The following is a 13,757-nucleotide window of genomic DNA, read 5'->3' on the forward strand; positions in this document are numbered from 1 at the left end:
CCCGCTCTCGGCTTCACCCACAAGGACATCTCATGAACAACGCTATTCCGGCCTTCGGCCTCGGCACTTTCCGCCTGCAGGGCCAGACAGTCATCGACTCGGTCAGGAACGGCCTCGATCTCGGCTACCGCCTGGTCGACACGGCCCAGATCTACGGCAACGAAGCCGAGGTGGGCCAGGCCATCGCCGAAAGCGGCGTGGCCCGCGCGGATCTTTTCATCACCACCAAGATCTGGACCGAGCACCTGGCGAAGGACAAGCTCGTTGCGAGCCTGAAGGTCAGCCTCGGCAAGCTGCGCACCGACCACGTGGACCTGGCGCTGATCCATTGGCCTTCGCCCGGCGATGCGGTGCCGGTGGCGGAGTTCATGGGCGCGCTGGCCGAGGCGCAGGACCGGGGCCTGGCCAGGCGCATCGGCGTCTCGAACTTCAACATCGCGCTGCTGCGTGAAGCCATCGACGCCGTCGGCGCCGAGCGCATCGCGACGCACCAGATCGAACTGCACCCCGCGCTGCAGAACCGCAAGGTGGTTGCGTTCACCGCGGCGCGGGGCATCCACACCACCTCGTACATGACGCTGGGTTACGGCAAGGCGTTGCAGGAGCCGGTGATCCAGGACGTCGCGCGGCAGCGCGGCGCGACGCCCGCACAGGTCACGCTGGCCTGGGCCATGCAGCACGGCCTCGCGGTCATTCCCTCGTCGACGAAGCGCGTCAATCTGGAAAGCAACCTCCAGGCGCCCGCACTGCGGCTGAGCGATGCGGAGATGGCGCGGATCGACGCGCTGGACAAAGGCGCCCGTCTGGTCGATCCCGACGGCCTGGCACCGCGCTGGGATTGATGACGCAACCCCGAGCCATCATCACCCGAGGACCTCATCCCCATGAACGCACCGACCAGACCGCCGTTCGCCGGCAACCCGGCGAGCGAACCAGCCGCGGTCCTCACATCACCTGCTCGAAGCGGATCGGCAGGTCGCGCACGCGCTTGCCGGTCGCGTGATGGATCGCATAGGCCACCCCTTGTCAAGGCTCCTTGGCCGCGATTGTTGAGTTTCCACCTATTGAGTTCAATGCATAGTGAAGATAACCTCAATGCAGAGGCTGCAATTGGCCGCCGAGGAGTCGCATGGACCTCAAGCGTTGGACGCACATCGTCGCCGTGGCCGACAGGCGCAGCTTCGTCCGCGCGGCCGAGCAGGTGCACCTGAGCCAGCCGGCCCTCACGCGCAGCATCCAGGCGGCCGAGGCCGAGCTCGGGTTGCTGCTGTTCGATCGCGGCAGCCAGGAGGTGGTGCCCACGCCAGCCGGCGAATTCATCGTCGCCCGGGCGCGCCGTCTGGTGTTCGACAACCGCTGCCTGGAGCGCGACATCGCGCTCTACCGCAGCCTGGAGCTCGGTGACACCGCCTTCGGCGCCGGGCCGTTTCCGGCTGCGACCTTTCTTGCGCCGCTGCTGGCGTCGATGCGGCGCGAGTTCCCCGCGATCAACCTGCGGGTCGAGATCAGCAACTGGCAGTTGCTGCTGACGCGATTGCGGGAGGAGGACATCGAGTTCTTCGTCGCCGACACGCGCGACCTGCCGACCGACAGCAGCCTCGCGCTGCGTCCGCTGCGGCAGGAGTCCGGTGGCTTCTACGTGCGGGACGGCCACCCGCTCGCACGCCGCGGGCCGGTGACGCTGCCGAAATTGTGGGCGCACGGGGTGCTGTCTGTGCGGCTGCCCGCGGGCGTGCGGGCCGCGCTCGCGCGGCTGGCGGGCCTGCCGTCGGCGAGCGAGCTCTCGCTGGCGCTCGAATGCGACGACGTCGGGCTGCTGAAGGCCATCGCGCTCGAATGCGACTCCGTGCTCGCCGCACCGCACGCGGCGGTGGCGAAGGAGGTCGAGGACGGCCAGCTGCGGGCGCTGGAGGTCAAGGGCCTGGTGTCCACCGCGTCCGAGATGGGCATCGTGACGCTGAACGGGCGCACGCCGTCGCCGATGGCCCGGCTGATCATCGACCGGCTGCCAGTCGGGGCCTCGGCGCCGGGCTCCGCTTGAGCATCGCATGCCGGCCGCGAATGTCGCCTCGCGGGTAGCCGCCGGGCCCTATCATGTCGTGCTCAAAATTCAACTGAGGCCACGAACACGATGCGTCCAACCCTGCACGGCCGGTTCCCGGCGAGGTCCTTCCTCTTCACCTTCTGCGGCCTCGGCGCCACGCTGGCATGCCTGCCGGTGGCGGCCCAGAACATTCCATCGACCAACGACTGGCAGTTCGAATTCGTGCCCTATCTGTGGACGGCCGGTGTCCGCTCGGACTTCAAGTTCGGCCCGCTGCCCGGCAGCACCGTCTCGGTGAATTCCATGACCCTGCTGAAGGCGCTTGAATTCGGCGCCATGGGCACGCTGGAGGCCCGCAAGGGCGACTGGGGCGGCTTTCTCGACATGCAGTACATCAAGCTCGGCGTCTCCAATCAGGTCGCCGGCGGGCTCCTGGGCGGCTACGACGTCGACTACGTGCAGCAGGTCTACACCCTGGCCGGCACCTACCGCGTGCTCAACGGACCGGTGGCGGTCGACGTGCTCGGCGGCGGCCGCTACGCCAATGTCAAGGCCGACGTGAACATCTCGCCGAGCCTGCGGGGTCTGGGAGGCCAGATCGAGGACTCGGGCGGTGCCTGGAACGGCATCGTGGGCGTGCGCGCCCTCATGCCGCTCAATGACAAGTGGTCTCTGCTCGGCTACCTGGATGTGGGTGAAGGCAGTGCGACCTCGAGCTGGCAGGCCCTGGCCGGTGCCAGCTACCAGTATTCGCCCACCGTGTCGCTGAAGTTCGGCTATCGCTACCTGAGCTACACGTTCGACGACCGCGTGCTCAACAAGATCGCGTTGGGCGGTCCCTACTTCGGCGCCGGCTTCAAGTTCTGAAGAGGCCCTATTCGAGCGCCGAGGCCGGCCCGAAGAACTCGTAGCGGGCCTGCCGATCCGGCACGCCCAGGGTTCGCAGCGCGCTCTTCACCTGCTGCATGAAGGGCTTCGGGCCGAGGAAGTAGGCATCGATGTCGCGCGTCGCCGGCAGCCACTGTGCAAGCTTCTGGGCGTCGAGCCGGCCCACCGCGTGCGGTGCATCGGCTTGCGCTGCGTCCCTGGCAACCTCCTCGTAGCAATAGAAGCGCTCGAGCTGCGGGTGCTTGTGCGCCAGCGCATCGATGGCTTGGCGGAAGGCGTGCACGCCGCGGGTGCGTGCGCAATGGATGAAATGCACGGCGCGCGAGGTCTTCAGCGCAGCCTCGAGCATCGCCAGCGTCGGCGTGATGCCGACGCCGCCGCTGATCAGCACCAGCGGCCGCTCGCTGGCCTCCAGCGTGAAGGCGCCCGCAGGCGGGAACAGCTCGACCGTGCCGCCTTCGCCGAGCTGGTCGTGCAGGTAGTTGGACGCCAGGCCGCCGGCTTCGCGCTTGACGCTGATGCGGTAGGTCTTGCCGTTCGGCGCCGCCGACAGCGAGTAGTTGCGGCGGATCTCCTGGCCGTCGACCACCAGCCGCAGGCCGATGTACTGGCCGGGCTTGAAGTCGAGGATCGGGCCGCCATCGGTCGGCGCGAGATAGAAGGAATGGATCTCCTCGCTCTCGACCTCTTTCTTCACCACCGTGAACGACCTGGCGCCGCGCCAGCCGCCGGGCCCGTCGGCGCGCTCGTCGTAGGCCTGCTTCTCGGCGCCGATCAGGATGTCGGCAAGCTGGCCGTAGGCGGCGGCCCAGGCGGCGATGACCTCGTCGGTGGCGATCTCGGCACCCAGCACCTCGCGGATCGCGCGCAGCAGGCAGGCGCCGACGATCGGATAGTGCTCGGGCTGCACCTGCAGCGCGACGTGCTTGTTGACGATCTGGCCGGCGAGATCGCCGAGCGCCTCGAGCCGGTCGATGTTCTTCGCATACATCAGCACGCCGTTGGCGAGCGCACGCGGCTGTTCGCCGCTGGCCTGGTGGGCCTGGTTGAAGAGCGGCCGCACTTCCGGATGCTCGCCGAGCATGATCCGGTAGAAGTGGGTCGTCAGCGCCTCGCCGCCGGTTTCGAGCAGCGGCACGGTGGCGGTGACGATGGACTTTTGTTGGGTGGTCAGCATGGAAGGGTTCCTGGAGTGCACATTGAATGTCTTGTGCACTGCAATACCCGTTCCAGGCGCACCCGCCAGGAAAATCAATGACTTGGCGCGATCAGTGTCTCTTTGACCCAGCTAACATCGTGTCTCAATGACTCATCAACGTGTCCATCTGACTGCCGACAAGCTGCTCGAGGCGGTTGCGCCGCTGTTGGCGGACATGGGCGCCGGCCTGCCCGGCGAGGAACTCTACCGCCGCCTGCTGCAGGCGCTGCGCCTGCTGCTGCCCTGCGATGCGGCGGCGCTGCTTCGGCTGGAGGACGGCAGTCTGCTGCCGCTGGCGGTCGATGGCTTGAGCCGCGACACGCTGGGCCGCCGTTTCCGGATCGCCGAGCACCCGCGCTTCGCTGCGCTGCTGGGAGCGGGCGGGCCCTTGCGCTTTCCGTCCGACAGTCCGCTGCCGGACCCGTACGACGGCCTGGTGGAGGGCGTGCACGGCGGCCTCGACGTGCACGATTGCGTCGGCTGCCCGATCCAGCTCAACCAGCGGATCTGGGGCCTGCTGACGCTCGACGCGCTGCAGGCCGACCGCTTCTCGCGCGGAGACCTGGCGGCGCTGCAACTGTTCGCGAACCTGGCCGCAGCGATCGTGACCGTGGCCGGCCGCATCGAGCAGCTCGAGAACCGGGTCGCGCTCGAGAGCCTGCGCGCGGAGGGCTTCAGGCTCGCCGCCGCGCCGCGGGCGCGCGAGCTGATCGGGCGCAGTGCGGCCATGCGCCAGTTGCTGGCCGACATCCGGCTGGTCGCCGGCAGCGAGCTGTCGGTGCTGATCCAGGGCGAGACCGGCGTCGGCAAGGAACTGGTCGCGGAGGCGATCCATGCCGGCTCGGCGCGGGCGGCGCGACCGATGATCAGTCTCAACTGCGCAGCCTTGCCCGAGACGCTGGTCGAGAGCGAACTCTTCGGCCACGTGAAGGGCGCCTTCACGGGCGCCACCGGCGACCGGCCGGGCAAGTTCGAGCTGGCCGACGGCGGCACGCTGTTTCTCGACGAGGTCGGCGAGCTCTCGATGCCGGTGCAGGCCAAGCTGCTGCGTGTGCTGCAGAGCGGCCAGCTGCAGCGCCTGGGCTCCGACCGCGAGCACCGCGTGGATGTGCGCCTGATCGCGGCCAGCAACCGCGATCTCGCCGAAGAGGTGCGGGCCGGGCGGCTGCGGGCCGACTTCTATCACCGCGTGAGCGCCTATCCGCTGCGTGTGCCACCGTTGCGGGAGCGGGGCCGCGACGTGCTGCTGCTCAGCGGCTTCTTCCTCGAGGAGAACCGTTCCCGTCTCGGCGTCGGCGCCGCCCGGCTGGATCCGAGCGCGCAGGCGGCGCTGCTGGCCTATGGCTGGCCGGGCAACGTGCGCGAACTGGAGCACTTGCTCGGCCGCAGCGTGCTGAAGGCGCGCGCCCGGCACCCGCAGCGGCCGCGCATCCTGAGCCTGGGCGCGGAAGACCTGGAACTGGAGGCGCACCCCGGCAATGCACTGTCGGCCGCGGGCGACGCCACGGTGGCCGGGCCCGACAGTGCGGCCGGCAGCGGGCGAGAGGGCGAATTGCTTCAGGACGCGGTCGATGCGCTGAAGCGGGAACGGGTCCGCACGGCGCTCGCGGCGCATGGTTTCAACCGGGCGGCGGCGGCGCAGTCGCTCGGCCTCGACCGCGCCAACCTGATCCGGCTGGCGAAACGGCTGGGTGTCGCGCTGGAGCCGCCCGGCCAGGGGTCGCGCGCACCGTGAGGCTTCAGGCCAGGATGCGCAAACCCGCGGCACCGGCTTCGGTATGGCCGATCGCCGCCGCGGCACCGAAGCCTTCGCTGCGGAAGATCTCCAGCACCGCATCGACCACCTCGGGCGCGCAGCTCACAAGCAGCCCGCCGGCGGTCTGCGGGTCGCTCGCCAGCGCCTGCGCGGTGGCGGGCAGGCCCGCGGCGAGTTCCACCTCGGCGCCGTAGCCGCTCCAGTTGCGGCTCGAGGCGCCGGTCACGAAGCCTTCGGCGGCCAGCGCCTCGACACCCGCGAGCAACGGCACTTTCGACCACTCGACCACGGCCCTCAGTCCGGCCCCGCGCGCGAGTTCGAGCGTGTGGCCGGCCAGGCCGAAGCCCGTGACGTCGGTCAATGCATGCACGCCTGGCAGCGCCGCCAGCGCGATGCCCGGCGTGTTGAGCCGGGTCGTGCTGTCGATCAGTTGGCGGTAGCCGGCCTCCGGCAGCTGTTCCTTCTTGAGCGCCGCCGAGAGCACGCCGACGCCCAGCGGCTTGCCGAGCACCAGCACGTCGCCGGGCCGGGCATCGGCGTTGCGCTTGACCTGGGCCGGGTCGACCAGTCCCATGACCACCAGCCCGTAGATCGGCTCGACCGAGTCGATGGTGTGGCCGCCGGCGATCGGGATGCCGGCCGCGCGGCAGACGTCCTGGCCGCCGCGCACGATCTCGCCGATGGCCTCGAGCGGCAGCTGGTTGACCGGCATCGCGACCAGCGCCAGCGCCATGATCGGCTTGCCGCCCATCGCGTAGACGTCGCTGATCGCATTGGTGGCGGCGATGCGGCCGAACTCGTACGGGTCGTCGACGATCGGCATGAAGAAGTCGGTGGTCGCGATCAGGGCCTGGCGGTCGTTCAGCCGGTAGACCGCGGCATCGTCGGCGGTCTCGATGCCGACCATCAGCTCGGGCGGCATCAGGCCGCCAGCACCGCTCTTGAGGATCTGCGAGAGCACGCCGGGCGCGATCTTGCAGCCGCAGCCCCCGCCGTGCGAGAAGCTGGTGAGGCGCAGCGGCGCCAGCGGGTTGACGGGGCGGGAGGAGGGGGATTCGGTCATGGCGGGAAGCGGATCGGACGGGTGCCCATTATCGAAGCAGGAGCGCCGGTGCGCCTTTCTACAATGGCGTTTGTCCGCTTTCCTACGCTCCTGCGTCTTTCCCCGATGAAAACACTCCGCCGCCTCGCCATCGCGCTGGCCCTGTCCGCCTGTGCCGTGGCCGTCCTGGCCCAGGGCAAGGTGCTGCGCGTCTCCGCCATTCCCGACGAGGCGCCGACCGAACTGCAGCGCAAGTTCAAGCCGCTGGGCGACTACCTGCAGAAGGAAACCGGCCTGGAGGTGAAGTTCACCCCCGTGACCGACTACGCGGCGGTCGTCGAGGGCCTCGCGACCGACAAGCTCGACCTCGCCTGGCTCGGCGGCTTCACCTTCGTGCAGGCGCGCATCCGCACCCAAGGCGGCGTGGTGCCGATCGTGCAGCGCGCCGAGGACAAGGTCTTCACCAGCAAGTTCATCGTGCCGATCGACAGCAGCGCCAAGACCCTGGCCGACCTGAAAGGCAAGACCTTCGCCTTCGGCGCGCCATCCTCCACCTCGGGCAGCCTGATGCCGCGCTATTTCCTGCTGCAGGCCGGCATCGATCCCGAGCGCGACTTCAAGACCGTGGCCTTCTCCGGCGCGCACGATGCCACCGTGGCCTTCGTCGCCGCCGCGCGGGCCGAGGCCGGCGTGCTCAATGCCTCGGTCTGGGACAAGCTGGTCGAAGCGAAGAACCCGAACGCGGCCAAGGTGCGCGTGCTGGCCACCACGCCGACCTACTACGACTACAACTGGACGGTGCGCCCGGGGCTCGATCCGGCCGTGACGAAGAAGCTGACCGAGGCTTTCCTGAAGCTCGATCCCGCGGACCCGGCCCACAAGGACATCATGGACCTGCAGCGCGCCAGCAAGTTCATCCCGACCCAGTCGTCGAACTACGACGGCATCGAGGCTGCGGCCAAGTCGGCCGGCCTGATCAAGTGATGCGGCCCCTGCCGCTCGCAGGGCCGGCGGCGTGAGCTTCTCGCTCGCTGCGGTCGGCCTGGTGCATCCGAACGGCCACCGCGCGCTGCAAGGCGTGACGCTGGCGGCCGGCACTGGCGAACGACTGGCCATCATCGGCCCCTCGGGCGCCGGCAAGACCACGCTGCTGCGCGTGCTCGGCGCGGCGCTGCGGCCCGGCGAAGGCGCGGTGCGACTGCTCGACGAATCCCCCTGGCAGCTGCCGGCGCCGGCGCTGCGCCGGCTGCGTGCGCGCATCGGCACCGTGCACCAGAGCCCGCCGATCGCGCCGCGGCTGCGCGTCGTCACCGCCGTGCTCGCGGGGCGGCTCGGCCAGTGGTCCCTGCCGCGCGCGCTCGGGTCGCTGTTGCTGCGCCCCTCCGACCTGCCGGGCGCGCACGAGGCGCTGTCGCGGCTGGCGCTCGAGGACCGGCTGTTCGACCGTTGCGATCGCCTGTCGGGGGGCCAGCTTCAGCGGGTGGGCATCGCCCGCGTGCTGTACCAGCGGCCGGCCTTGCTCTTGGCCGACGAACCGGTGTCGGCGCTCGACCCCGCGCTGGCCGACGCCACGCTGCAGCAGCTGGTGCGGCAGGGCGAGGCAACCGGCGCGACGCTGGTGGCCTCGCTGCACGCGGTCGACCTGGCGCTGCGCTGGTTCCCGCGCATCGTCGGCATGCGCGACGGCCGCATCGTGTTCGACCGGCCGGTCGGCGAGGTCAGCGACGCGATGCTGAAGGCGCTCTACGAATGACGGCCCGGCCGGCGCTGCGCGATCCATTGGCCCGGCGGCGAGGGGTCGGCTGGCTGGTCGCGCTGGTGATCGCCTGGCCTTTGCTGCAGCTGTCGGAGTTTCATCCCTCGGCTCTTTTCGGTGCCGGCAACCTGCAGGTCATCGGCGGCTTCCTGGCGGGCTTCCTGCCGCCGGCGACCGCGCCCGATTTCCTGGCGCTGCTCGCCAAGGCCACGCTCGAGACCGTGGCGATGGCCACGGCCGGCACCGCCCTGGCATTTCTCATCGGCGCGCCGCTGGCCTTCGTCACCACCCGCGCGCTGTCGCAGTCGCGCATCGGCCCGGGGCCGGTCCGCGTGCGCGCCGCCGCGGTCCGCCAACTCGCTCGCTGGCTGCTGATGGTGCTGCGCGCCATTCCCGAAATCGTCTGGGCGCTGATCTTCGTGCGCGCGCTGGGACTGGGCCCGGCCGCGGGCGTGCTGGCGCTGGCGATCACCTACGGCGGCATGCTCGGCAAGGTCTACGCCGAGGTGCTCGAATCGACCGACACGGCGCCCGCCCGGGCCCTGCTCGAAAGCGGCAGCGGCCGGCTGGCGGCGCTGTGCTACGGGCTGCTGCCGAACTGCGCCCAGGAGCTGACCTCCTACACCGTCTACCGCTGGGAGTGCGCGGTGCGGGCCTCGGTGGTGATGGGCTTCGTCGGCGCCGGCGGCCTGGGGCAGTTGATGGACCAGTCGATGAAGATGCTCAACGGCGGCGAGGCCAGCAGCATCCTGATGGTGTTCCTGCTGCTGGTCCTGCTGGCGGATGCGCTGAGCCATGCGTTGCGGAGGCTGCTGGCATGAATGCCTCCACCATCGCTGCGCCGCCGCGCTGCCTTCGCTGCTGGGCGGCAACCGCCGGCGTGCTGGTCGCGGTGGCGGCCAGCTTCCTTTATCTGGCGATCGACTACGGCGCGCTGTTCACTGCCGAGTCGCTGTCGCTGATGGGCAAGTTCATCGCCGAGTTCTTCCCGCCCGATGTCTCCGCCGCCTTCCTGCAGAAGACCGCATGGGGCGCGCTGCAGACCCTGGCCGTGTCGGCGCTTGGCACGCTGCTGGCCGCCGTCGGCGGCGCGCTGCTGGCACTGCCTGCCTCGGGCCGCTCGGGCGTGATCGTGCAGGCAATCACGCGCTTCGTGCTCAACTTCCTGCGCAGCGTGCCCGAGTTGGTCTGGGCCGCCCTGATGGTGCTGGCGGCCGGCATCGGCCCCTTCGCCGGCGCCCTGGCGCTGGCGCTGCACACCACCGGCGTGCTGGGCCGGCTGTTCGCCGAGAGCCTCGAGAATGCGCCGCGTGCGCCCGAGCAGGCACTGCGCCTGAGCGGCTCGGGCGCGGTCGCGGCCTTCGGCTACGGCAGCCTGCCGCTTGTTCTGCCGCAGTGGGTGGCCTACACGTTGTATCGTTGGGAGATGAACATTCGAATGGCCACCGTGCTGGGCTTCGTCGGCGGCGGCGGACTGGGGCAGCTGCTTTACTTCCACCTGTCGATCTTCCAGCAACCACAGGCGATGACCGTGCTGGTCGCGATGTTCGGCCTGGTGGCGCTGGTGGACATGGCGAGCGCCCGGCTGCGCCGTGGCCTGGGGCCGGCCTATGCGTGACGACGACAAGCGGCAGCGCCCGCCGACGCGGGTGGCCGACATCCCCGCCTTCGACACCCTGATCGACGCCCGCTCGCCGGCCGAGTTCGCGCTCGATCACATTCCGGGCGCGATCAACTGTCCGGTGCTCGACGACGAGGAGCGCCGCATCGTCGGCACGCTCTACAAGCAGACCGGCGCCTTCGAGGCCCGCCGGGTCGGCAGCGCGATGGTCGCCGCCAACCTGGCGCGCCATCTGCGCGAGCAATTCGCCGACCGGCCCGCGAACTGGAAGCCGCTGGTCTATTGCTGGCGCGGCGGCTTGCGCAGCGGCTCGATGGTGACCTGGCTGCGGCTGGTCGGCTGGGACGCGCAGCAACTGGCCGGCGGCTACAAGAGCTTTCGCCATCATGTGCTGGCGCAGATCGAGGCGATCTGCCCGCAGCTCCAGCTGCGCGTGATCTGCGGCGCCACCGGCAGTGCCAAGACGCGCGTGCTGCAGGCGCTGGCCGCGCGCGGCGAGCAGGTGCTCGACCTCGAGCACGACGCCCGCCACAAGGGCTCCCTGCTGGGCGCCTTGCCCGGCGTGCCGCAGCCTTCGCAGAAGCAGTTCGAGACCCGCATCGCGACCTGCTTCGATGGGCTGGACTTGTCGCGGCCGCTGTATGTGGAAGGCGAGAGCGCGCGCATCGGCCGGCTGTCGCTGCCGATCCCGCTGATAGCGCGCATGCGCGAGTCCGACTGCATCGAGGTGCAGGCCGATCCGGAGGCCCGACTGGCCTATCTGCTGCGCGACTACGCCTACCTCGGCGACGACCGTGAGGCCTTGGCCGGCCAGCTCGGCAAGCTCAAGGAACTGCAGGGCAAGGCGGTGGTGGAGCGCTGGCAGCAGTGGGCGCTCGAGGGCGAGCTGGCGCCGCTGTTCGCGGAGCTGATGGCGCTGCACTACGACCCGCACTACGAGCGCTCGCAGGCGAAGCACTTCAGCCGCTGGCCGCAGCGGGTGAAGGTCGCGGCCGGCGACCTGACGGACGCGGGGATCGAGGCGGTGGCCGAAGCGATTCTGGCTGGTGAGATGGCGCAGGCGCGGTGAACATTTCGCTTCCCGATTCGCTGGAGGCCTTCGTGGATGAGCAAGTCGCGCAGCGCGGCGACGCACCTGCAGCGAATACGTGCGAGAACTGATCCGCAAGGATCGCCGCCGTGGGGTGGCGCCCGCGATCGGCCGAAGCGTCCGGCGACCGAGCCCCACGGCTACATGACCGTGGCGTGCGGATGCCGCGGGTGGGCCAGCGTGTCGGCGATCAGGTGCAGGGCACGGTCGCATTCGTCGCGCGACATCGGTCCGCCCAGGCAGATCCGTACCGCCTCGGGCGGTGAGCCGTCGGTCGAGAAGGCCGCGCTGGCGACCACGCCGACGTTCTGCGAGCGCAGGTAGGAGGCGAACTCCACCGTGCTCCAGGCCGAGCTCAGCGGCAGCCATAGGTGGAAGCCTTCGCTCTGCGCGGCGATGCCGTGCGCCCCCAGGTGGCGGGCCGCCAGCGCCTGGCGCACGCCCGACTCGTTGCGGATCGCCTGCAGCATCGCGTCGGCGGTGCCGTCCTCCACCCACAGCGTGGCCAGTGCGTTGGTGATCGGCGAGGCCATCACGGTGGTCGCGCGCAGTGCGCCGGCCAGCCGCTGCGACTGCCGCGCGCCCGGCGACCGCACGTAGGCGTTGCGCAGCCCCGCGCCCAGCGTTTTCGAGAAGCCGGTGATGTAGTAGGTCAGCTCCGGCGCCAGGGTGGCGATCGCGGGCGGGACCTGGCGCGGCAGCAGGGCGTAGGCGTCGTCCTCGATGATCGGGATCGCGTAGCGCAGCGCGATGTCGGCCAGGGCCTCGCGCCGGGCGCGCGAGATGGTGGCGGTGGTCGGGTTGTTGAGCGTCGGGTTGCAATAGAGCGCCTTGGGCTTGAGCGTCTTGCAGGCGTGCTCGAAGGATTCGCCCATCGGGCCTTCCTCGTCGAGCGGCAGCGCGTGCAGCTGGATGCCCAGCTGCGTGGCGATCGCCTTCACGCCCGGATAGGTCAGCGCCTCGACGCAGATCAGCTCGCCCGGCCGCGCCAGCTGCGAGAACAGCGCGGTCAGCACGCTGTGGATGCCCGGGCAGACCAGCATCTGGTCGAGCCGGCAGTCGGGCACCCTGGGGCGGATCCATTGCATGCCGGCCTCGCGGTCGCGCGCAGAGCCGCCGAAGTCCTGGTAGCGCAGCAGCTCGTACAGGCCGGCCTCGGCCATCACGCGGCTGGCCGACTGGCGCATGCGTTCGATGAGCGCCGCATCCTGCGGCTCGGGCGGCAGGTTCATCGTCATTTCGGCGCCGCCGCCACCGCGCAGCGGCAGGCTCGGACTGACGCCGCGGATGAAGCTGCCGCTGCCCGAGCGCGAATCGATCAATCCGCGCTTGCGCGCTTCGGCATAGCCGCGCGCCACGGTCGTGTAGTTGAGCCGCAGTTCCGCCGCCAGGTCGCGCAGCGTCGGCAACTGGTCGCGCGCGCTCAGGCGCCCGGTCCGGATGTCGTCGGCAATCAGGTCGGCGAGCAGCAGATAGGCCGGCTTGGGGCTGGCCTCGAGGCGCTTGTGCCAGTGCTGGGTGAGTTTGTTCATGGCGGAATTGATCGCATGGGTTGATTGCATCGATGGCCGGGGATGAACGCACGAAACGTGCCGGTTCCTTGCCGCCGGTCGCATGGATCCCGTGCATCGGGCACCGTTGATCGGGTGCATTGATTGCATGAAAAGCGCATCAATTGAGTGCGAAAAGCGGTGCTCCCGGCGCTCCCGGCAGGCCCGGAACAGGGCCTCGAAGTTTTTTTCAGCCCCGCATCGCGCACAGCGCCTGATTGATCGTGCATTGATCGCATGAAGGGCCACCGGCGATGGCACAACGCATGCGAAAGAAGAGGGCGCGCAGCACCTTTCATTCATCCTTATTTCGGAGCAAGCATGCCCAAAGTCACCCACGCACCCCACGCCACCGGCGATTTCCTCGTCGATTACGAAGAGAAGGTCTTCGAGGACGTGAAAGCCGATCCGGGCGAGAAGGCCCTGGTCACCTTCCACACGGTCGCGTTCGAAGGCTCGATCGGCTTCGTGAACCTGCTGCAGGCCACGCGCCTGAAGCGCAAGGGTTTCGAAACCACCATCCTGCTGTACGGCCCGGGCGTGACGCTGGGTGTCCAGCGCGGCTTCCCGACGCTCGGCGACGAAGCGTTCCCGGGCCACCAGAACTTCAACAAGCAGCTCGTCAAGTTCATGGAGGAAGGCGGCAAGGTCTACGCCTGCCGCTTCGCGCTGCAGGCGCTCTACGGCCATGGCGAGGGCTCGCTGATCCCCGGCATCGTGCCGATCAACCCGCTCGACGTGCTGGACATCGTGCTGCTGCACCGCAAGGCCAACGCCTTCATCCTCGACACCTGGACGCTGTAAGGCGAGCG

The 13,757-nt window shown here is 69.6% G+C and carries 13 protein-coding genes; 10 read left to right on the forward strand and 3 right to left on the reverse strand.

Annotation, left to right across the window (positions count from 1 at the left end; genetic code table 11):
• The first annotated feature begins 32 nt into the window (after positions 1–32).
• The 3 genes from dkgB to AC1DYD_RS14890 all read left to right on the forward strand — a co-directional run bounded on the left by dkgB (position 33) and on the right by AC1DYD_RS14890 (position 2,911).
• Positions 33–842 carry a 2,5-didehydrogluconate reductase DkgB gene (gene dkgB / locus AC1DYD_RS14880; RefSeq protein ID WP_478173516.1) on the forward strand — a complete coding sequence of 270 codons (810 nt, stop codon included), beginning with the start codon at positions 33–35 and terminating at the stop codon, positions 840–842.
• 287 nt (positions 843–1,129) lie between these two features.
• Positions 1,130–2,041, forward strand: a complete 912-nt coding sequence (locus AC1DYD_RS14885; RefSeq protein ID WP_478173517.1) for a LysR family transcriptional regulator — start codon at positions 1,130–1,132, stop codon at positions 2,039–2,041.
• Positions 2,042–2,131: 90 nt separating this feature from the next.
• Positions 2,132–2,911, forward strand: coding sequence for a porin family protein (locus AC1DYD_RS14890; protein ID WP_478173518.1), 780 nt, complete (start codon positions 2,132–2,134; stop codon positions 2,909–2,911).
• 7 nt (positions 2,912–2,918) lie between these two features.
• Here AC1DYD_RS14890 and hmpA read toward each other — a convergent pair whose 3' ends face one another.
• Positions 2,919–4,109, reverse strand: coding sequence for an NO-inducible flavohemoprotein (gene hmpA, locus AC1DYD_RS14895; protein WP_478173519.1), 1,191 nt, complete (start codon positions 4,107–4,109; stop codon positions 2,919–2,921).
• Between the two features lie 127 nt (positions 4,110–4,236).
• Here hmpA and norR point away from each other — a divergent pair, with 127 nt between their 5' ends.
• Complete coding sequence (gene norR, locus AC1DYD_RS14900; protein ID WP_478173520.1) at positions 4,237–5,865, forward strand: nitric oxide reductase transcriptional regulator NorR; 1,629 nt, start codon at positions 4,237–4,239, stop codon at positions 5,863–5,865.
• A gap of 4 nt (positions 5,866–5,869) precedes the next feature.
• Here norR and selD read toward each other — a convergent pair whose 3' ends face one another.
• Entirely contained in the window at positions 5,870–6,949 is a 1,080-nt protein-coding gene (selD, locus tag AC1DYD_RS14905; RefSeq protein WP_478173521.1) for a selenide, water dikinase SelD, read from the reverse strand.
• A gap of 105 nt (positions 6,950–7,054) precedes the next feature.
• On the opposite strand from selD, the gene AC1DYD_RS14910 reads away from it, so the two are divergent.
• The 5 genes from AC1DYD_RS14910 to mnmH are packed head-to-tail and all read left to right on the forward strand — an operon-like array spanning position 7,055 to position 11,374.
• Positions 7,055–7,912 (forward strand): putative selenate ABC transporter substrate-binding protein, encoded by an 858-nt coding sequence (locus tag AC1DYD_RS14910; RefSeq protein WP_478173522.1) that lies wholly within the window; start codon positions 7,055–7,057, stop codon positions 7,910–7,912.
• Between the two features lie 31 nt (positions 7,913–7,943).
• On the forward strand, positions 7,944–8,681 hold the full coding sequence (locus AC1DYD_RS14915) for a phosphonate ABC transporter ATP-binding protein (RefSeq protein WP_478173523.1): 738 nt from the start codon (positions 7,944–7,946) through the stop codon (positions 8,679–8,681).
• Positions 8,678–9,505 carry a PhnE/PtxC family ABC transporter permease gene (locus AC1DYD_RS14920; RefSeq protein ID WP_478173524.1) on the forward strand — a complete coding sequence of 276 codons (828 nt, stop codon included), beginning with the start codon at positions 8,678–8,680 and terminating at the stop codon, positions 9,503–9,505. The genes AC1DYD_RS14915 and AC1DYD_RS14920 overlap by 4 nt, the downstream gene beginning before the upstream one ends.
• The gene (gene phnE, locus AC1DYD_RS14925; RefSeq protein WP_478173525.1) at positions 9,502–10,302 is read left to right on the forward strand and encodes a phosphonate ABC transporter, permease protein PhnE; all 801 of its coding nucleotides are present in this window, start codon (positions 9,502–9,504) and stop codon (positions 10,300–10,302) included. Before AC1DYD_RS14920 ends, phnE begins: the two co-directional genes overlap by 4 nt.
• Positions 10,295–11,374: a tRNA 2-selenouridine(34) synthase MnmH gene (gene mnmH / locus AC1DYD_RS14930; RefSeq protein WP_478173526.1), complete on the forward strand. Its 1,080-nt coding sequence runs from the start codon at positions 10,295–10,297 to the stop codon at positions 11,372–11,374. Before phnE ends, mnmH begins: the two co-directional genes overlap by 8 nt.
• 161 nt (positions 11,375–11,535) lie before the next feature.
• Here mnmH and AC1DYD_RS14935 read toward each other — a convergent pair whose 3' ends face one another.
• On the reverse strand, positions 11,536–12,927 hold the full coding sequence (locus tag AC1DYD_RS14935; protein ID WP_478173527.1) for an aminotransferase-like domain-containing protein: 1,392 nt from the start codon (positions 12,925–12,927) through the stop codon (positions 11,536–11,538).
• Between the two features lie 339 nt (positions 12,928–13,266).
• Between AC1DYD_RS14935 and AC1DYD_RS14940 the strand changes: the two genes are divergently transcribed.
• Positions 13,267–13,749: an MSMEG_0572/Sll0783 family nitrogen starvation response protein gene (locus AC1DYD_RS14940; protein ID WP_478173528.1), complete on the forward strand. Its 483-nt coding sequence runs from the start codon at positions 13,267–13,269 to the stop codon at positions 13,747–13,749.
• Positions 13,750–13,757 lie beyond the last annotated feature (8 nt).

The organism is Variovorax sp. P4_B11, assembly GCF_056402355.1.

Excerpts from the sequence above, each read along its gene's own strand:
- mnmH (WP_478173526.1), top strand. The coding sequence starts at position 10,295 with ATGCGTGACGACGACAAGCGGCAGCGCCCGCCGACGCGGGTGGCCGAC.
- AC1DYD_RS14920 (WP_478173524.1), top strand. The coding sequence starts at position 8,678 with ATGACGGCCCGGCCGGCGCTGCGCGATCCATTGGCCCGGCGGCGAGGG.
- AC1DYD_RS14890 (WP_478173518.1), top strand. The coding sequence starts at position 2,132 with ATGCGTCCAACCCTGCACGGCCGGTTCCCGGCGAGGTCCTTCCTCTTC.
- AC1DYD_RS14885 (WP_478173517.1), top strand. The coding sequence starts at position 1,130 with ATGGACCTCAAGCGTTGGACGCACATCGTCGCCGTGGCCGACAGGCGC.
- norR (WP_478173520.1), top strand. The coding sequence starts at position 4,237 with ATGACTCATCAACGTGTCCATCTGACTGCCGACAAGCTGCTCGAGGCG.
- phnE (WP_478173525.1), top strand. The coding sequence starts at position 9,502 with ATGAATGCCTCCACCATCGCTGCGCCGCCGCGCTGCCTTCGCTGCTGG.
- AC1DYD_RS14940 (WP_478173528.1), top strand. The coding sequence starts at position 13,267 with ATGCCCAAAGTCACCCACGCACCCCACGCCACCGGCGATTTCCTCGTC.
- AC1DYD_RS14935 (WP_478173527.1), bottom strand. The coding sequence starts at position 12,927 with ATGAACAAACTCACCCAGCACTGGCACAAGCGCCTCGAGGCCAGCCCC.
- selD (WP_478173521.1), bottom strand. The coding sequence starts at position 6,949 with ATGACCGAATCCCCCTCCTCCCGCCCCGTCAACCCGCTGGCGCCGCTG.
- hmpA (WP_478173519.1), bottom strand. The coding sequence starts at position 4,109 with ATGCTGACCACCCAACAAAAGTCCATCGTCACCGCCACCGTGCCGCTG.
- dkgB (WP_478173516.1), top strand. The coding sequence starts at position 33 with ATGAACAACGCTATTCCGGCCTTCGGCCTCGGCACTTTCCGCCTGCAG.
- AC1DYD_RS14910 (WP_478173522.1), top strand. The coding sequence starts at position 7,055 with ATGAAAACACTCCGCCGCCTCGCCATCGCGCTGGCCCTGTCCGCCTGT.